Below are 18,614 nucleotides of genomic sequence, written 5' to 3'. Positions count from 1 at the left end.
ATAACCGGAGGAAATTTAAAATGAGTAAAATTATATTTAACGAGATTCAGATAAAATTATTAGAGAGTAATCCGAATGTGGACCATGTGTCCGAACGTTCTATTTCTTATACACCCGACTTTAAAATAAGAGCTGTAAAAGAGAATTTTAATGGAAAGGGCCCCGCACAAATTTTTATTGAGCAGGGGTTTGACCTTCAAGTTATTGGTTCGGCCATATCGGTCAATCCTGTTGATACAAAGGTACGTGCTCCTAAGGAAAGAGTTGAGGAAGTTCCTAAAATTCTAGGTTGGGATGTAGCAGGAGTCGTCGAAGAGACAGGACCGGACTGTTCATTGTTTCGTCCGGGAGATGAAGTTTTTTATGCTGGCAGTATTGCACGACAAGGAGGAAACAGTGAATACCATCTGGTCGATGAACGAATCGTTGGGCGCAAACCTGTTTCCTTAAGATTTGTGGAAGCCGCAGCTCTTCCCCTAACCTCCATTACAGCTTGGGAAGCGTTATTTACCCGAATGTCTATTTCCCAAGATCCGGGCCCTAACAAAGGAAAGGCTCTGCTGATCATTGGTGCAGCCGGGGGTGTAGGTTCCATTGCCACTCAGCTTGCAAAACAAGCGGGGCTTACTGTAATCGGGACTGCTTCCCGGTCGGAAACTGTTAGCTGGGTTAAATCAATGGGCGCTGACTATACCATTAATCACCATGACCCGCTCCTTCCACAACTTCAAGCAATTGGATTTACAAACGTTCCGTACATTTTTTGCCTTAATGCTTTGGAAAAACACTGGGCCGGTATTACCGAAGCTATTTCTCCGCAAGGAGTTGTGTGCGCAATCGATGATCCAGCCTCTCCGCTGGACCTCAAATTGCTTAAGCAAAAAAGCGTCACCTTCGTGTGGGAGTTTATGTTTACTCGCCCTGTTTACGAAACAGATGATATGATTGAGCAGCATCTATTGCTTAATCGTATTGCTGATGCTGTGGACCATCAAAAATAAAAGACAACACTGGCCGAAGTCCTTGGACCGATCTCAGCAGAAAATCTCCGTCTAGCCCACAAACTTTTGGAGAGCAATAGGACGATTGGTAAAATTGTACTAGAAGGTTTTGTTTAAAAACCTGTTTGCAGAGAGTATAAAAAACAATGAGGTTTCCCGATAAATAGGTGATTCGATAATTGCAATTGGATATAAATATAAAGCCGACTGATCGCAGCCGGCTTTAATTACACAAAGAAACTTTCTTTTACTTATGATATGGTCCAGATGGTACTTCTTTAAAGATACTTCCTATACTGATTGATTCCAACGTTCTATCCCAATCTGAAACACAAAAATAAGATCTTTTTTAGGATATACATTAAACCTAAACTTTGAACTAAGAGTACTCTAGTTTAGGATACTATGTTTAAGGGGTCTCTGCTTGGGTGTTGATGGCTGACCATACTAGAGGCCGCATTATTTAGAATAGCGCATTTCACACCGGATGAACAATACTCGCATTTAAACTCCCAATATAAGCTCTATGTAACCCCACTACGTATTTTTTAAGTATTAACACAAGGAGCACTTCCCGGTCTTACGCTATGTAAGAATCCGCTAAATTTTGAGGATCCTCAGGTGAACGGATAGAATATTTTACAAACTGTTCCTGCGATTCCTTAATTTCCTGCTTAATTCGTACTACTTCAAAAATTGACATAGATTCCATTTCTCCAAACTCCCTTTCCTTCTTGTTTTTCGTTTTTCCATTTTTTCTTTTGCTTTGCGAAGCGAGTCGGGAATAAATGTGATTCAACGCTCCTCACACAGCAGGGAAGGTTCATACGTTCCTCCTGGACGAGATGCCCAAGTGAGCTGGAATGGGCCTGATTTAATTTTTAAAAATAATTACAACCAGCCTATCCTCATTCAGGCGAAAACACTAGAGGACAAATTGATTGTTAATGATTATTCTTCTGATGTCATTACTTATAGGCCTAAAAATGTTCCATCTCTTCCAAAGGATTGAAATTACATGCCCAAGTGAGGTTGCTTACTTGGGTTTTTATGGAAAATTTAATCTTTGAAGTGTTAAGAAGGATATCTCACCACTACATGTAACACGGCCTCTTCATCACCGATATTCTTATAAAGATGTTTGCTCGCAGCTTCAAACTTAATGGAATCAAACTGTTTGAGTTGGTATACCCTCTCCTCGACTTTAAAGCTGATATTTCCCCTCATTACCGTCACAAATTCCATTGCTCCTTGATGATGCGGCTCCGGCGAGTACATGGCTTGCAGTCCAAGAAATGCTCGATATATTTCCATTGTTGGTCCATCTGTATTCCGAAAAACTGTCTCTACTCTCCATGTTTGGTCTGGCCCATAAATCATAAAGCCCTCTCCACATCTCGAAAGATCGACATGGTCGTCCATTACTAAAATTCTTGTTAAAGGGATCGATAACCCTTCTGTAATTTTCCATACAACTCCTAATGTAGGATTCGTTTCTCCCCTTTCAATCTTTCCTAACGTGAGCCTGCTAACACCTGTTTTTTCGGCAAGCTCCTCGAGGCTCAATTTTTGTTCGCTTCTAATGTTCCGAAGCAGCCCGCCCATTTGTTGAATTAATTTTCTTGTTTGTTCATCTTCTAATCCCATCATTAGGTCCTCCATATTTTCGTATATTATTATATACATTTTATCAGTTTTAATATATTATACTATACTGTAGCTTATTTTAGGAGTGAGTACTTTGTGGAAGAAGAATATTGTTGAATTTCCCCGATTATTATCGATTGGAAATATTTCAAATGGTTTTGTGGCCTGGCTATTCGGCGCAACTGGACCATTACTGATTGTTTTACAAGCTGCTTCGAAAGGCCACCTATCTGATTCAGCGATTACATCCTGGATCTTTGCTATTTATGGAATTGGGGGATTGCTATCGATTGGTCTCTCCTTTTATTACCGCCAGCCGATTGGATATGCTTTTTCAATTCCTGGTGCAATTCTTGTCGGAGCATCCTTATCTCATTACACATTTAGCCAGGTAGTTGGTGCCTATCTCGTTACAGGCATCGTCATTTTTCTTTTAGGAATATCTGGAATGATCCATAAATTAATGAAGGTCCTACCTATGCCAGTCATGATGGGAATGGTTTCCGGCGTCCTTCTTCCCTTTGGTACAGATATGTTTCGTTCTGTTCTCGACAATCCCTTGTTAAATGGAATTCCTTTTCTAGTATTTCTTGTTATTTCTTTTTTCGGCAAGCTGTCAAAAAAATTCCCTCCCATTGTTGGGGCAATTCTCACATCTATTGTTTTATTAAAAGTATTACCAGGAATTCAAGTTCATGGTGTATCATTTTTTTTGGCGGTACCGCACGTGGTCTTTCCTTCCTTTAATTTATCTGTGATGGGCGAACTGGTTATTCCGTTAGTGCTTACGGTCATCGCAATACAAAATGCTCAAGGAATTGCTGTTCTGGAGAGTGCGAATTATCTCCCGCCCATTAATTCTATGACGAGTTGGAGCGGGATTGGATCGATTCTTAATGGTTTTATGGGCGGCCATTCTGCTTGTATTGCCGGTCCAATGACTGCCTTATTAGCAAGTAAGGAATCTGGATTGAAAGAAAATCGTTATGCCGCTGCAATCGTATTAGGAATTTTGTCATGTTTATTAGCTGTTTTTGCACCAATGGCAGCAGCCGTTCCCCATTTGATTCCCTCCTCATTAATTAAAATGCTGGGGGGGCTGGCCATGATTAATGTCCTGATTGACTCTTTGAAGACGAGCTTTTCAGGGCGTTTTAAAACAGGTGCTTTATTTTCATTTTTGATTACGATTTCTGGAATTTCTCTCTTTCATATCGGGGCACCTTTTTGGGGATTGGTTGGAGGAACCTTAGCTTCCTTCTTCTTAGATCGAACAGATTTAAAAACTTCTGCTTCACAGGATCAAACAACTCAATCGGTTTAATAGTCACAAAAAATGGCTTGGAGTTTCCTCCAAGCCATTTACCATTATTCCCCTTTTGTAATATCTGCCAAAATTTCATGAGAACGAAGGCGGGCTTAGTGATCATACACCTGGGCAATCGCCATAATTTCATCAGCCCCGCTTTCCTCTATAAAGTTCTGAAGCTTTTCTTTCACTGTTTTAGGGCTGCCCACAATAGATAAACCTAATGAATTTTGAAGAGCCTCTATTTCATAGTTGCTTGCCATTTCATGAATGTTATCAACTGGTGGTTGGAACGGCACATCCTTACCACGCATTAAATTCAAAAACTGCTGTTGGAGAGTAGTTGCAAGAAGCTGTGCTTCTTTATCCGTTTCTGCTGCAATCACGTTTAACCCGACCATTGCATACGGCTTGTCCAGTACTTTAGAAGGTTTAAATGAACGTCGATATAAGTTTAGAGCAGGCAGCGTGTTATGTGGTGAGATATGGCCGGCAAATGCGAATGCAGACCAAGTCCTCCGGCCAGCTGGGCACTAAATCCGCTTGAACCTAACAACCAAATTGGAATATTCAAACCTTCAACTGGAACAGCCTTAACATATTTGTTTCCTTGTACTAAGTCAGGATCAAAGTAACCGCGGAGTTCAGCTAACTGTTCTGGAAAGTCATCTCCAGTACTTCTCAAATCACGTCTTAATGCACGGGCAGTAAGCTGATCTGTACCTGGCGCACGGCCAAGACCAAGGTCAATTCGGCCAGGATATAAGGATTCAAGGGTCCCAAACTGTTCAGCAATCACGAGTGGCGCATGATTCGGCAGCATGATCCCGCCTGAACCTACCCGGATTTTTGATGTACTTGCAGCGACATGTCCTATCAATACAAAAGTGGCAGAGCTGGCGATAAACGGCATATTATGATGTTCAGCGAGCCAATAGCGTTATACCCAAGTTTTTCAGCAAGCTGTGCTAACTCCATTGTATTGCGAAATGAATCAGCTGGTGTGCTTCCGGCCACAATCGGTGAAAGATCAAGTACCGAAAACGGAATTTCATTTAGTTTTTTTATATGGTTAGACATACGTTCATCTTCTTCCTTAATGTTTGATTTATAGAGGATAAATACCTGGGTTAATTCAGCATGGAGGCAGTCGGCCTTTTTAGGGGTCCGATGCCCCTAAAAAGCCGCCAACACACTTTTAGTCATTAGGAGCAATGCATAGCGAGCGACACGATTCCTGGCGTAGCCGGGAATTTTCTATGCTCTTAGGTACACTAAAACATCCGATTAACATCTTCCCATTCGTCCAAACAAAGCTACTCCGGTCTGTTGTTGTTTTAGAGGATCCTTCATTAACGCTATCGCGGCAACAACTGCCATAAATGCCTTTTGTGCTGATTCTCAATCCTGAGCAAATTTCTTACTGTCGGGTATGTTCCTATCCTTATTTTTATTTCTTCTCCCACTGCTGAATTTGATGGATGCTGCTGAAGTCGCTGTATAAATTCAAATTTTTTTGAATTTTGTTGAATTTTAGCTTATAATTATTGTCGACTGATTTCATTAAAAATTTACATTGTCCTAATAAACGAATATTTCTAAACAATCCTCTTTTCTTATTTAACGCACTTTATGACAAAAAACGTAAGCGTATACACTATCCCTAATTTTTAAAAGAGGTGATATAGAATGAAAAGTCAATTTATTTCATTAAATGTTAACGAATCTCCAACCGATGAAAAAGTGAGGCTTTCAAAAGTTTGGGGAAATTTTGTTTCCGGAAAAGAATTGGATGTAAAAGTGAGACCTCTAACCCAGCAATCATGGATTCGTTCCTTAGAACACGGTATCAATCCGATAAGAGGAATAGCCCCATTTACTTTAACAGAGGAAAAGATTTTAGAATATAAATCGTCTATGCCTCTTTATTCCATTATAAAACCTATATTTTCAGAATTAAAAGAAGTAGCTATCGACTCAGGTCATCTAGTGGTTTTTTGCAATAATAATGGAGAAATTATTGATTTAGAAGGAGATTCGTTGCTTAAAAGGGCAGCGGAAAGAATGAATTTTACAGTTGGAACTTCATGGTTAGAAAATAATATTGGAACTAATGGTATTGGTACTGCTCTCGCTACAGGTTCTCCTATGCAAGTTTTTGCTAGTGAGCATTTTTGTGAACCCGTCCATAATTGGACATGTTCAGCCGCTCCTTTTAGAGATCCTGCAACAAATGAAATTATTGGAGTAATTAATTTAACAGGGGAATGGAGGCTGATACATCCTCACTCGTTGTCTACTGCTATTTCAATAGCACAGACCATTGAAGGGAAACTTCTTAATATACTTGAACTTGAACGGTATAAGTTATTGGACCATTATATGGAATCAAGTATTAGAAACCCAAATAGAGTAACAGCAATACTTGATCGTGCAGGTCAAGTAATAAAGGCTAACCATCTTTTTTATGCAAATGGATGGGTCGAGGACAATAGCAACTGTATAACTGATCTAGAAAATCTAAATTTAATAAATGAGCAAAGATGGCAGTCGAAAAAAAGTGAAGGTTGGTGGTTCGAATTAGTTCCTTTTTATTATAGGAATAAACGAATCGGATCCGTTGTACAGGCTATTTCACCAAAGGTTTCCGCGAAGATTTCTGAAAATAATGTAAAATATTCTTTCTTAAATCTTATTGGTGAATCTAAAGATTTTCAATCTGTGATTTCAGAAGCTCGTACTATTGCAGACCTAAATTTACCGGTACTTATTGAAGGAGAAAGCGGAACCGGAAAGGAATTATTCGCACAATCTATTCATGCTGCTAGTTCTCGTTCTTCAGGACCCTTTATTGCTGTTAACTGTGGGGCAATTCAAAAAGACCTTGCAGAGAGTGAATTATTTGGTTATGAAGAGGGAACCTTTACAGGAGGACAAAAGGGAGGAAGATCAGGGAAATTCCAACAGGCCGAAGGCGGAACTATATTTCTAGATGAAATAGGGGAAATGCCGTTAAATTTGCAAACCATTTTACTACGAGTTCTTGAAGAAGGAGAAATTGTTCGCCTTGGTGGTAAGAAGCCTATAAAATTAAATGTAAGAGTTATTGCAGCTACTAATCGTGATTTAAAAAAAGCTTCACAAGAGGGAACATTTCGTCTTGATCTTTATTATCGACTGAACATTCTTTCGCTACAGATCCCACCATTGCGTGGTAGATCGGAAGATATTCCTCTGCTACTAGACCATTTGTTAAAAAACGTTTGTAGGCAGATGGGACGCCCCCAACTTAAGATCGATAATGAAGCATTACAATTCCTTGAACAATACGAATGGCCTGGGAATGTTCGAGAACTGCGAAATTTCGTTTATAAAATGGTTGTGAAAGTACTAGATAATAATCCAATAACTATTTCTGATCTTCCAAAAGAAATTATTGATCATAAAAACAATAAACAGCATGACTATAATACTTCAAATCATAACAATACTAAATATGGGCAATCTCTCTTAACCCCACAATATGATTCCAAAACTAATATCCAACTTTTAAAAGATCAGGAACTACAGACAATATTAAAGGTGCTTGATGACGTAAATGGTAATGTTAAAGAGGCTGCTAAAAGACTAGGAATACATCGAAGTACAATATACCGAAAGCTCTCGCGTCTTAATGAACTTAAAAATCAAGGGAATGTTACTACGTTTACTACATAAAGTACTTACACGAAAAATGTTGTGAATTATATAAATTTATAAAATAAAAAAATCACAAAGTCATTTCAGAGAAGTGATATTATTCCTTTTGTGTAGACAGTTTAGACCTATGGCTATCCTAGGATTACAGCTGTCATCAGATAAAATTCCTATTCTTTATTTTTTAGAACTTGACTGCAGACTTTTCGGTGAATAACTACCTTTTTAGAATTAAGGACAGACGTAATTTCTAGCGTCTGTCCTCAAGAAATGTTCAGTTTTATGGTACTAAGATAGCTCGGCCATTTATTTTACCTTCATGGAGTAATTGTAGAACTTCGTTCACTTGATCAAAAGGAAACTTAGTAGAGTGAAGTTTTACTTTACCTCGACCAAACAGTACCATAAGTTCGTACAATTCGTTATAGTTACCAACTAAGCTACCAACAATGCTATATTCATTATTTATAATATTTAAAGATGGGACGTTTACAGTTCCACCATAACCAACCACAAAATAATGCCCACCCTTTCGAAGCATCTTCATACTATCAGCATGGGTTTGGTCCGATCCCACAAAGTCTATAATGATATCGGGTCCTTTGTCTTCTGTTAATGTTTTTATGTTTGGAATCATGTTATGGTCTGCTTTTACTGCGTTGGATGCTCCTAATTCCAACGTCGCATTTAAACGTGCTTCATCTCTATCAACAGTGATAATGTCAGCGTTTCCAAGTTCGCGCATGATTTGTACACCAATATGTCCAAGTCCGCCCATCCCGATCATCACAACTTTAGTTCCAGGCATAGCTAATGGTGCTGCTTTACGAACCGCACGATAAGCTGTAATGCCTGCATCTGCGAATGGAGCTACATCCGCAGGATCCACAATATCAGGTAATTTAATTAGTGCACGTTCAGAAGTTTTTAGGTATTCTGCATATCCTCCATCAACGGTAAGTCCGGAAAATTTTAATTTTTCACAATGCATATCTTCTCCAGCTCTACAACTCAAACATTTTCCACAACTAGATACAGGATGAAGAATTACTGGATCTCCAACTTTAAAATCAGTAACAGCGGAACCCACTTCATGAACCCATCCAGCATTTTCATGTCCAATAATATGAGGCAATTCAGTTTCTAAGGTTTCAGCCCATACGCCTTCTATTAAATGTAAATCGGTATGACAAACCCCAGCGCCAGCAACTTTAATAATGACATCCGTCGGGTCGGTTATCACTGGATTGGGGACCTCTTCAATAACTAATGGTTTGTTATATTCATATAATCGTGCTGCTTTCATTCATTTCCATCTCCTTTTTCTGATTATTTTGTTTGATAACGTGTATCCAGTAGGCCACGACAATAGATACCATTAAACTCCATTGACATACGTGTTCTTCTAGCTTCTAATAGATAGTCTTTAAGTTCTAACGGTTCGATTCTTTCTCCTGTATGCTTTTTAAAAGCTAAATCATTAGGATGACTACTTAATCCTAAATCTTTATTAAGGGTTAAATAACGATTTAAAACTGCTCTATCTTGAATAGCAGAATGGGATTCTAGTTCATTTATAGTAAGGCTTAATAATTCCTTATCCATTCCAAAGTTAATCAAGTCACGAAGTAGCTTCTCTTGTCTTGCAATATACGATTTGATTTGGAACTTTTTCCGCACTTCATTTAAATCTCCTGATGCCATATCACTAAAAACTTCACTGAATGATTTTCCTTCAGCCACTCCTTTATTTATTGCCTCTGAAGCAGAATGATCTTTAAGATTAAAATTGAAGTTTTTTACCCAGGGAATTTCCATTACTCGATCCCTGATGTCTTCGGCCATTATAAAAGCGAAATTTGGAGAACACCAATAAGTGGGAAGACGCATTGAAACACTGACATTATCTCCTTCAATATTCACTTCATCTATGAAATTCATCTCTACAACAGACTTGTCAAGCTCAGGGTCGTATACTAAATTAAGTTTCTCCATAACTATTTCGTGATGTCGCATTTGGAATTCTCCTTTCCTAAACTGATTTCTATTATAGAACAGCTAATTTTTCCTTACGTAATAGTGCTTTCTGTGTTTCAATATCAATGTTATAGAGGGCAGCCGCGTTTTGGCCTAAAATTTTCTTCTTTACATTTAGATCCAACTTAGCTCCTGTCTCTTGAGCAATATCATCAGGTAATTCAAAGGCCATAAATTTCTCAATTAGCCAACCTGGTTCCCAAATCGCATAATCACTACCAAATAGAATTCTGTCTTCACCTACCCAGTAAAGTAATTCACTTATGATTTCTGCAAAATATCGAGGTCTATCGTGAATGAACGGCATAACCACAGCCAATCCGGCATACACATTTTTTTCCTGAGTAGCGATCCAACAAAAATCTTCTAATCTAGGAAGGCCGCAATGCTCTACTATAAAATTTAATTCAGGATAACAACTAGCTGCATCGTCTACGTCAGCAACATCAAAAGCATCTCTATTTAAAGGAGTAACTGTTGGTCCTTTATGAACATGAATATTTTTAATTCCTAGTTCGATACATTTCTCAAGATATCTCTTAGTCCGAGGTTCTGATAATTTATAACCTTTTGATTGCCCATACCAGTCAGCGGTATAAAGTTTAATACCTTGCCAACCATACTTTTCTATATTTTCTTCTAATTTTTCTAGGCCAAGTTCACCGTGTCGAGGATCAAGCGTACCGTTACAGATAAAACGATTTTTATACTGTTTAGCTAAGCGGTCATTGGCTTCAAAATCTCCGAATCCATTTTTATAAAATTCATTAAGCCAAACGGGTTGAAAAATAGCCATGTCTGCGTAGCCTTTTACTATAACATCATTAACTAAGTCAACAGGATTCATTTTTCTAAACTTTTCATAAGGCCATAAAAGATCTTTAGGAGTATGATCTTTATGGTAATCATAAAAACAACTAATAAATTCTTCACCATGTCGATTTAATTGGTTTTCTGGACTTCCATCCCATAGGCCTATATGTGCATCAATAACAAAAATTTCTTCTCCGTTAGCAGTTTTAAACATTTCAATTCCTCCCGGTTTTAATTTTTCAAAAATTAAATTCTAAGAAAATTCACTACAGTTATTTTAGTAGTTTTATAAATTCCTTTATAAATTTGGGATGATCAATCCATGCGCGTGATGTAACAAAGTTTCCATCTACAACCACTTTTTCATCAACAAACGTTGCTCCCGCAGCCTTTAAGTCTGGCTCTAAAGACCAAAATGCTGCACATCGTTTTCCTTTTAGATAGCCTAACGGAATAAGAGCAATTGCTGCATGACATTCGAAGGCTAATGGTTTATTAGACTCTACAAAATGTTTCACAATTTCATTAAAAGATTTATCATTTCGAATATATTCAGAAGCTCTTCGACCAGGAATGACAGCGCCTTCATATTCACTCGGATTAACTTCGCTAAAAGCGAGATTCGCTTCTACACGGTATCCAAGTTTTTCTGTAAAAGTATCAATTCCTGGTTCAAAATCATGAACAACAGTTTGAATGACCTTTTTTGTTGGTGCAGCAATATGAACCGTATAGCCTTCCTCTTGTAACCGATGTAAGGGGTACATAACTTCTTGAGACTCTGCCATGTCCCCTGTAATAATTAAAATTTTCCTATCCAACTTAAAAACCTCCTTCCTTTTTCATTAACCTCATGTATATTACTTGCAATTAACGTGCCAATTTAAAATTGAAGATCTTTACTATTGAAATACCATAGATACCGACACTATCACAGATAAAGATTTCGAAGGTTCTTTCCATTTTTTTAGATAGTTGAGACAACGAAATGCATAAAGGAACATCATTATTATGTTGTTTTTATAAATTTATTTTCGTGCATGTTTATGAAATAAAACTTTAAAAAGTAGTAAATAGTACTTTTTCCAAATTCGCAATATTCAACTTTTGTCTTAAATTGCGACATTAATTACTTTATTTTGCGACAAATTTTAGTTATTAATCTAGTGAAAATGGTTTAAATGCTAGATAAATATTTGCATAAAACTTGCTTATATAATTTACGAAAGTGTTTTAACTAAAACCTATGAAATCAACAAGACGAAATAACGCTTACTTAGAAATTCCTCAAATAATTAGAAATAATAAAAAAATGATGATTTAGGTATGGTTAGGTTACTGGTTCACTATCGGTCACTAGGGAGTATTTAGCCTTAACATCCATAGATCAGGACTAATTTGCGGTAACGGAGAAGCCTCTAATACGGTCCCTTCATTATCTATGTATCCAATAACGTGAATATCCTAATGTCTCCCCAATGCGTGCGAGATTCATTGATTCCTGTAATGCTTCATTTACCGTTTGATTAGTAGAGATGGGAGACTGATCTAAAATGCTTAATTTCATAAGATGAAAATCCCCTTTTCTATTATTCCGCTTCTTTCAATGTCAGTTTATATTCACCAATTTGCCCTTTTTCGTATAGATTCGTAATTGATGTTGAATATTCTTGAATCGTTCCGCGGAACTCAAGATGTCTCTCGAGTACGATTACATCAAATCTTCCTTTGTATAATAACGTTGCTATGTCATGGTAGTCGTCACTTGTAACATAAAAAGTTAACGATATCTGAGTTTTACCTTCTATCTTTTTTTCATCATATTGTGTGATTTTAATTTTAGTATCATTTAGTTGGATTTCTGTAACCATTTCATCATCGTCCCTTTCTAAAAGATAACATCTTCCTTATACATTTAACGTACTCTAACTTAGTTAGAAATGACGCCGTATGATATGATTTTTCTAGAATATCGTGACGAACGTAAACTTTCTACGTTCGTCACAACCATGTAAAAAGTTAATCAACCGGTAATACACCCGTTCGTAATATAAGGTTAGCCAGAATTTTCTGGTTGACCTTTTTGTTTATGGTCTTATTATTACGGTAGTCGGGGTAGAACGTCGCACCCGTGGAACTCGATTCCGTCAGCTAAACTGTTCACCCCCTACTTGTATAAACATGTTTCAGGCTGGTTGGGACCATGATCCCGTTTAACAAGCGAACCTATGACATTACAAGCAGCTATAGGGGATACCGACTAATATGTATTTCTAGGAGGAGGAGAAATCAATATGAATCCAGTGATTGGTCTGGATGTATCAAAAGGAGAAATCCAAGTTCAAGCATTTTTAGATAAAGGTAAACCATATCGTAAGAGTTTTAGTATTAAACATGCCAATTTGGTGGATCTTTCCGTTTATACCAAAATACCCAGTAGAATACTAAGTTAGATTAAAGGTAAATGATGATATATTCCTATTAAGTACTCTTTTGCTTTAATAAGTGGTTTGTATTCTTCCTCCATCAAATAGTCGAGAATAAATCGATCGTTTTCTTTTTTTATATCCCTAAGAGTAAAGAAATAAGGTGAATCTTCTTGTAGATCTTTTAAATCTTCAATTCGTTCCGCCAACACTTTGTTTTAAAGTTAAATAGTAAGACTATATAAGCGGTTTGTCTCATAGTATACTTTTTAACACTATGTAAAATAAAAGTGCGTACTTTAATTGTTGTTATATACGTTGTATACTTGCAATTGTTCAGTGAAGGGACATGATATCCCTTATTGCTGGCAGGTACAGATAATGCACTATAAGGATAATATTACTGTAAAAGTATAATTACCCTTTGGGAACATTATCACTGTACAACAATAAAAAAATTATAGGAGTGAATATAGATGGAATTACAATTAGCATTAGATTTAGTCAATATCCCAGAAGCAATTCAGTTGGTAAAAGAAGTGGAGGAACATATTGATATCGTAGAAATCGGAACACCTGTTGTTATCAATGAAGGTCTCCATGCAGTAAAGGCAATAAAAGAAGCATTCCCTAATTTAAAAGTTTTAGCAGACCTAAAAATCATGGATGCAGCTGGTTATGAAGTAATGAAAGCTTCTGAAGCAGGTGCAGATATCGTCACAATTCTTGGTACTGCTGAAGATATGTCTATTAAAGGTGCTGCTGAAGAAGCGAAAAAACAAGGTAAAAAAATCCTTGTTGATATGATTGCTGTAAAAGATCTTGCTGGACGTGCAAAAGAAGTGGACGCTATGGGTGTTGATTATATTTGTGTGCACACTGGCTACGATCTACAAGCTGTTGGAAAGAACTCATTTGAAGATTTACAAACTATTAAAAGTGTTGTAAAAAATGCTAAAACTGCAATCGCAGGTGGTATTAAATTAGACACACTTCCAGAAGTCATCAAAGTACAACCAGACCTTGTCATTGTAGGTGGCGGGATAACTGGACAAGCTGATAAAAAAGCTGCTGCTGCCAAAATGCAACAAATGATTAATCAAAGGTAATTCAGATCATGAATACAACTCAATACCTAGCTGAAATCATAAAAGAGTTAAATCGCTCCGTAGATTTAATTTCGGATGATGAAGGTGAAAAATTAGTAAATGGGATTCTTGAATCAAAAAAAATCTTTGTTGCAGGCGCAGGTAGATCTGGATTTATGGCCAAATCATTCGCCATGCGAATGATGCACATGGGGATAGATGCCTATGTGATTGGCGAAACAGTAACCCCTAACTTTGAAAAAGATGACATCTTAATCATTGGATCAGGTTCAGGAGAAACAAAAGGTTTAGTTTCCATGGCTGAGAAAGCAAAAAGCATCGGTGGGACGATTGCAGCTGTAACTATTTTCCCTGAGTCCACTATTGGACAATTAGCGGATATCACAATTAAGTTGCCTGGCTCACCTAAAGATCAGTCGGAGAGTGATTTTAAGACGATTCAACCAATGGGCTCATTATTTGAGCAAACACTTTTACTATTTTACGACGCTGTGATTCTTCGGTTCATGGAGAAAAAAGGTTTGGATACCAATAAAATGTACGGTAGACACGCCAACTTAGAATAAATATATTATTCCTCGAGGGAAAGACCTAAAGCTGTTTCCATGCAAAATTGCGGTCTTTCTGTTAGAATGAACTACTTCAATTTGTAATAATTTTAGGAGTGATAAAATGATTTCTTTAAATGGAAAAACTGCAATAGTTACTGGCGCAGGTAGAGGCATTGGACGTGCTACTGCTATCGCCTTAGCAAAAGAAGGCGTTCATTTAGGCCTAATCGGCTTAAATATGGCTAATCTAGAAAAGGTAGCTGCTGAACTAGCACAATTTGATGTAAAGGTTTCTGCAGCAACTGCAGATGTGACCGATCTTGAATCCGTTACCCATGCTGTTGAACATATCAAATCAGACTTAGGCCCAATTGATATCCTAATCAACAATGCTGGTGTTGCTAAATTTGGTGGGTTCCTTGATCTAACACCAGAAGAATGGGAAAAAATCATCCAAGTCAATTTAATGGGTGTGTATAATGTAACAAGAGCAGTATTACCAGGAATGATTGAAAGAAAATCAGGAGATATCATCAATATCTCTTCATCTGCTGGCCAAAAAGGTGCTCCTGTTACAAGTGCTTACAGTGCTTCTAAATTCGCTGTTTTAGGGCTAACAGAATCACTTATGCTAGAAGTAAGAAAACATAATGTCCGTGTTACTGCTTTAACACCAAGTACGGTCGTTACAGATTTAGCCATTGATACAAATCTTGTTAAAGGCAATGAAGAAAACGTGATGCACCCAGAAGACCTTGCAGAATTAGTCGTGGCTAGTTTAAAATTTAATCCAAGAGTATTCGTTAAAACAGCTGGATTATGGTCAACAAATCCATCATAAAACGAAGCAGATCCAGTGGGGTCTGCTTCTTTAGTTCGTACAAAATACTCTTATATGTATCTATGATACAAGGACATTACTTTCTATAAATCAACAATTAACTGGTTAACTTCATTCTGTGCTAAGCGTACAAGTATTTAATCGTATAAAGTAATAATTTGCCCATCCATGATTTTAATTAAAATATAATTTTTCCTATTAGTTCTTCCCTTTTATATTTATATCGCAAAACTTTTCATTTACATGGCCTTTTCAGCTATTTATTCTTTAATCTATTAAATCGATTAATTTTATATTGTTCAAAATCCCATTTCGATAAAAATGCTTTTGTAGAAAAATAGCCCGACCTATAGAGAAAATCGACTTCATCCCTATCCAAGTCAAAATCAGTAGCATTGATGTCACCTGTTGGAATTTGAATGGTCCGTTCAATTGCATCCTTGTTCAAATATCGTAAGTCATGGGCCTGAATCATTGTTTTAATTATGTTTTTAAAAAGGTGGAGGGGGGTTGGAATAACAGCATCTATGTTCACTTTATCTTTAACAAAACGAAAGCCGAACGTTGGAAACCGAGGATTGGCCGTATCAAATAACCATATTGGGAAGTTACTAAGTAAACCGCCATCTAAAATATAAGATTTTTTGCTGTCTTTTGATTTCCAGATAACAGGACGGTAAAAAAATGGCAACGATGCACTCATCATAACGGCGGATGAAATTTTTAAATCAGCAGGAGTCATCCCATAGCGGTCCAGATCATCTGGTAAAATAAGCATTTGCCCATTCGAAACATCAGAAGCAATGATTTTTAATTTATCTTTTGGAAGATCCGCAAACGTCTTAATCCCTTTATTTGTAAGAAGCGAATCCAGCCATGTTTCCAAATAATCATTTTTATAAATACCAAGATGAAACATTAGTTCTAATAAGGAGCCAAAAATAGGAATTCGATTCAAGTACGTCCTGCCTCGAAGCTTTGAAAAATCTAGTTTACTTAATTGATCTCTAATTTCATAACTTTTATAATCGCTGGCCAAAAGTGCAGCGATGATAGCTCCAGCTGATGTTCCAGCCAATCTCTGCCATTCAACTTTTTCCTCTTCCATCGCATGAATCGCTCCAATAAAAGCAATTCCCCTAGCCCCACCACCTTCAAAAACAGCATCTGCCTTCAATATTTTCCACCTCGCTATTTATTCATTCATTATATATCCTACATATTTCATTGATAATCAAATGAAAATTAATTACTCTATAATATTATCTTTATAGTATACTGCCTGTGATTATACGTCGAAAGTCATATTTCCCATTTCTTTCTACCTCATCTTTTTTAAATAGTAAAATTAAACCTTCCATGGAATATACAAAAAAATGAAGGATTAACATCCCTCATTTTTTTGTATATTTCATCGAATAGTTTTTGGCTGCTCAATACCTATTCTTGATCCGGCAATCTGACATCTTCTGTTTTTGATTCTATTACATGAACAAGTTCTTCAATAATATCGTTTAGTCTCATAATGCTGGTATCTTTTCTTAATATATTTGAAGTTTTATATATTAAAGTCATTTCTTGTTCACTCATTAATAAAGTCTTTTCTTGGTCACTCATAAAAATGCCTCCACTTTTATTAGATATCAAAAAGTCAATTGAATCTTCTTACGGTGCAAGTAATCTATGACTGAAATACATTCCACATATCTACGAGAAAGGTTTCTAATCAGAATTAATATACTGATCTAAAATTTTTCTATAATCATTTTTAAGTGATGATTCATTAATAAATCGTGTATTTAACTCATTAGCCAATAGCAGAACAAAGTCTTTGCAGAGATTTAACTTAATAGCAGAATCAAAGGCTTCTAGCAATTGTTCAGTGCTAAGGTTATGCATACTTGCTCACTCCACTTTACTCAATTACCTACATTCAAGTAATAATATGAAGATGGAATACTCAGTTGTAAAATCGTTATTATTAAAAAAAGCAGCTTGCCTTGAAGGTAAAGCTGCTTTTTTGTGCAATTAGGTTATCTATTAACAAAGAAAGGCACATCTTTAATAAAATGTTGTTTCTTTTAGAGATGTATACTATTTACTTGGGGCAACTAGTCCACGTACGCTATCTTCCAATCTACGAGCAATATCTTCATGCGTTTCTCTAGCTTGTTTTAAATAGTTGTCTGTTACAGATTCCCAAGCATTCAGTGCTTCATTTGTAGATTCGATGAATGCCTCGCTGCTTTGTTCTAAACGCTGCTCTGTTTTTTCAATTAATTCAAATGCAGAGTTAATTGGAGTTAAATAAAGCTCCTCTAATTTACTAGCTGCCTCATTTACTTGATTTTTTAAAGATTCAGTCATTACTTCAGTAGATTCATTTCCGTTAATAACATTGTATTGGAATATCCCATTACGCAAATTGCTATTTATTGTTGTAGCTTGTTCAAAAAGACCCTTTAAAGTATTGCGGTACACTCCATTGAACTTGGTTGTTTCTTTTATAGCCTTTAAGTAAAGTTCTTGCTGTTGTTCTCTAAGTTCTCTTGTACGAGAAACTGCAGATTCAAATTGTCCCCAAAAAATATTAATAAATGAATCTGTAACATAGCTTGTTTCGTTCTGCTTTTCTACCTTTAGAACTTCCACTTTTGGTACTTCCACTTTTGAAACTTCCACTTTTTTAACCTCTCCTTTTTTAACTTCCTTTTTTAGGACTTCTTCTTTTTGATCAATCACCTTTTGGCTCATCTTCGTTCCTCCTCATTTGTTTCGTTAATTTCTCTATTTTATCCTCCATATGAAAAGGAGGAAGGTAGAGCTCGAGAAAACTCATGTACATGTTGAAGAATTTATCGAGCATGGATTGGTATTGCTCGAGTTGTATTGCATGGCCCTTTAAATAACCTTTTCCAGTATCAGTTATTGAATAACATCGTTTGGCAGGACCACTTCCATTTGTATGCCACTCTGATTGCACAAGATTGTCTTTCTCTAGTTGTCTCAATAAACGATACAAGTTTCCTTGGTCAAGAGTGTGAAAACCGAGAGCTTGAAGCTTTTGAATGAGTTCATAGCCATGAAGTGACACCCTACTAAGAAGCAATAATATAAATGGAAGGATAAATTGCTTAGATGGAGTAACATTTTTTTCATTATTGTTATTTGTCATGACTACACC

Annotated in this window: 20 protein-coding genes and 2 pseudogenes; 8 read left to right on the top strand and 14 right to left on the bottom strand. The window is 36.6% G+C overall.

From position 1 onward, the window contains the following. Positions 1–20 precede the first annotated feature (20 nt). Positions 21–1,001, top strand: coding sequence for a zinc-binding alcohol dehydrogenase family protein (locus ACE198_RS15690; RefSeq protein WP_375376183.1), 981 nt, complete (start codon positions 21–23; stop codon positions 999–1,001). A 580-nt stretch (positions 1,002–1,581) separates the two neighbouring features. Here the strand turns inward: ACE198_RS15690 and ACE198_RS15685 are convergent. Then, positions 1,582–1,713 carry a hypothetical protein gene (locus tag ACE198_RS15685; RefSeq protein WP_285850866.1) on the bottom strand — a complete coding sequence of 44 codons (132 nt, stop codon included), beginning with the start codon at positions 1,711–1,713 and terminating at the stop codon, positions 1,582–1,584. A 54-nt stretch (positions 1,714–1,767) separates the two neighbouring features. Between ACE198_RS15685 and ACE198_RS15680 the strand changes: the two genes are divergently transcribed. Next, positions 1,768–2,013, top strand: coding sequence for a VanW family protein (locus tag ACE198_RS15680; RefSeq protein ID WP_285850867.1), 246 nt, complete (start codon positions 1,768–1,770; stop codon positions 2,011–2,013). A gap of 62 nt (positions 2,014–2,075) precedes the next feature. Here ACE198_RS15680 and ACE198_RS15675 read toward each other — a convergent pair whose 3' ends face one another. Beyond that, a complete protein-coding gene (locus tag ACE198_RS15675) occupies positions 2,076–2,651 on the bottom strand; it encodes a helix-turn-helix domain-containing protein (protein ID WP_375376182.1) in 576 nt (191 codons plus the stop codon). Positions 2,652–2,742: 91 nt separating this feature from the next. On the opposite strand from ACE198_RS15675, the gene ACE198_RS15670 reads away from it, so the two are divergent. Then, entirely contained in the window at positions 2,743–3,972 is a 1,230-nt protein-coding gene (locus ACE198_RS15670; RefSeq protein ID WP_375376181.1) for a benzoate/H(+) symporter BenE family transporter, read from the top strand. A gap of 95 nt (positions 3,973–4,067) precedes the next feature. Here ACE198_RS15670 and ACE198_RS15665 read toward each other — a convergent pair. Then, positions 4,068–5,037: pseudogene (locus ACE198_RS15665) on the bottom strand (LLM class flavin-dependent oxidoreductase). A gap of 609 nt (positions 5,038–5,646) precedes the next feature. Between ACE198_RS15665 and ACE198_RS15660 the strand changes: the two are divergent. Next, a complete protein-coding gene (locus ACE198_RS15660) occupies positions 5,647–7,674 on the top strand; it encodes a sigma-54-dependent Fis family transcriptional regulator (protein ID WP_375376180.1) in 2,028 nt (675 codons plus the stop codon). Between the two features lie 259 nt (positions 7,675–7,933). On the opposite strand, the gene ACE198_RS15655 is transcribed toward ACE198_RS15660, so the two are convergent. From ACE198_RS15655 to ACE198_RS15630, 6 genes and pseudogenes are all read right to left on the bottom strand, one after another. After that, positions 7,934–8,959: an NAD(P)-dependent alcohol dehydrogenase gene (locus ACE198_RS15655; RefSeq protein WP_375376179.1), complete on the bottom strand. Its 1,026-nt coding sequence runs from the start codon at positions 8,957–8,959 to the stop codon at positions 7,934–7,936. A gap of 23 nt (positions 8,960–8,982) precedes the next feature. After that, positions 8,983–9,669 carry an iron-sulfur cluster assembly protein gene (locus ACE198_RS15650; RefSeq protein WP_257148553.1) on the bottom strand — a complete coding sequence of 229 codons (687 nt, stop codon included), beginning with the start codon at positions 9,667–9,669 and terminating at the stop codon, positions 8,983–8,985. A gap of 31 nt (positions 9,670–9,700) precedes the next feature. Beyond that, positions 9,701–10,717 carry an amidohydrolase family protein gene (locus ACE198_RS15645; RefSeq protein ID WP_251455878.1) on the bottom strand — a complete coding sequence of 339 codons (1,017 nt, stop codon included), beginning with the start codon at positions 10,715–10,717 and terminating at the stop codon, positions 9,701–9,703. A 58-nt stretch (positions 10,718–10,775) separates the two neighbouring features. Then, on the bottom strand, positions 10,776–11,324 hold the full coding sequence (locus ACE198_RS15640; protein WP_375376178.1) for a DJ-1/PfpI family protein: 549 nt from the start codon (positions 11,322–11,324) through the stop codon (positions 10,776–10,778). Between the two features lie 623 nt (positions 11,325–11,947). Further along, a pseudogene (locus ACE198_RS15635) lies at positions 11,948–12,070 on the bottom strand (LLM class flavin-dependent oxidoreductase); the annotation flags it as partial. Between the two features lie 22 nt (positions 12,071–12,092). Then, positions 12,093–12,374, bottom strand: a complete 282-nt coding sequence (locus tag ACE198_RS15630) for a DUF3219 family protein (RefSeq protein WP_251455883.1) — start codon at positions 12,372–12,374, stop codon at positions 12,093–12,095. Between the two features lie 423 nt (positions 12,375–12,797). Between ACE198_RS15630 and ACE198_RS15625 the strand changes: the two genes are divergently transcribed. The 4 genes from ACE198_RS15625 to ACE198_RS15610 all read left to right on the top strand — a co-directional run bounded on the left by ACE198_RS15625 (position 12,798) and on the right by ACE198_RS15610 (position 15,430). Next, positions 12,798–12,956 (top strand): hypothetical protein, encoded by a 159-nt coding sequence (locus ACE198_RS15625; protein WP_375376201.1) that lies wholly within the window; start codon positions 12,798–12,800, stop codon positions 12,954–12,956. A gap of 449 nt (positions 12,957–13,405) precedes the next feature. Then, the gene (hxlA, locus tag ACE198_RS15620; protein ID WP_375376177.1) at positions 13,406–14,038 is read left to right on the top strand and encodes a 3-hexulose-6-phosphate synthase; all 633 of its coding nucleotides are present in this window, start codon (positions 13,406–13,408) and stop codon (positions 14,036–14,038) included. A gap of 8 nt (positions 14,039–14,046) precedes the next feature. Beyond that, positions 14,047–14,604, top strand: coding sequence for a 6-phospho-3-hexuloisomerase (hxlB, locus tag ACE198_RS15615; protein WP_375376176.1), 558 nt, complete (start codon positions 14,047–14,049; stop codon positions 14,602–14,604). 106 nt (positions 14,605–14,710) lie between these two features. After that, a complete protein-coding gene (locus ACE198_RS15610) occupies positions 14,711–15,430 on the top strand; it encodes a 3-ketoacyl-ACP reductase (RefSeq protein ID WP_098575175.1) in 720 nt (239 codons plus the stop codon). 256 nt (positions 15,431–15,686) lie between these two features. Here ACE198_RS15610 and ACE198_RS15605 read toward each other — a convergent pair whose 3' ends face one another. From ACE198_RS15605 to phaQ, 5 genes are all read right to left on the bottom strand, one after another. Continuing rightward, the gene (locus tag ACE198_RS15605; RefSeq protein WP_375376175.1) at positions 15,687–16,607 is read right to left on the bottom strand and encodes a patatin-like phospholipase family protein; all 921 of its coding nucleotides are present in this window, start codon (positions 16,605–16,607) and stop codon (positions 15,687–15,689) included. A 263-nt stretch (positions 16,608–16,870) separates the two neighbouring features. Continuing rightward, a complete protein-coding gene (locus tag ACE198_RS15600) occupies positions 16,871–17,047 on the bottom strand; it encodes a hypothetical protein (RefSeq protein ID WP_375376174.1) in 177 nt (58 codons plus the stop codon). A 105-nt stretch (positions 17,048–17,152) separates the two neighbouring features. Beyond that, positions 17,153–17,329, bottom strand: coding sequence for a sporulation histidine kinase inhibitor Sda (sda, locus tag ACE198_RS15595; RefSeq protein ID WP_375376173.1), 177 nt, complete (start codon positions 17,327–17,329; stop codon positions 17,153–17,155). Positions 17,330–17,524: 195 nt separating this feature from the next. After that, positions 17,525–18,184, bottom strand: a complete 660-nt coding sequence (locus ACE198_RS15590) for a hypothetical protein (RefSeq protein WP_375376172.1) — start codon at positions 18,182–18,184, stop codon at positions 17,525–17,527. Then, positions 18,165–18,605, bottom strand: a complete 441-nt coding sequence (gene phaQ, locus ACE198_RS15585; protein ID WP_375376171.1) for a poly-beta-hydroxybutyrate-responsive repressor — start codon at positions 18,603–18,605, stop codon at positions 18,165–18,167. Before phaQ ends, ACE198_RS15590 begins: the two co-directional genes overlap by 20 nt. Positions 18,606–18,614 lie beyond the last annotated feature (9 nt).

This window comes from Neobacillus sp. KR4-4 (assembly GCF_042136325.1).
Taxonomy (GTDB): domain Bacteria; phylum Bacillota; class Bacilli; order Bacillales; family Cytobacillaceae; genus Neobacillus.
The sequence above is the reverse complement of the archived record's forward strand: the minus strand, read 5'-3'. Positions and strand labels throughout refer to the sequence as shown.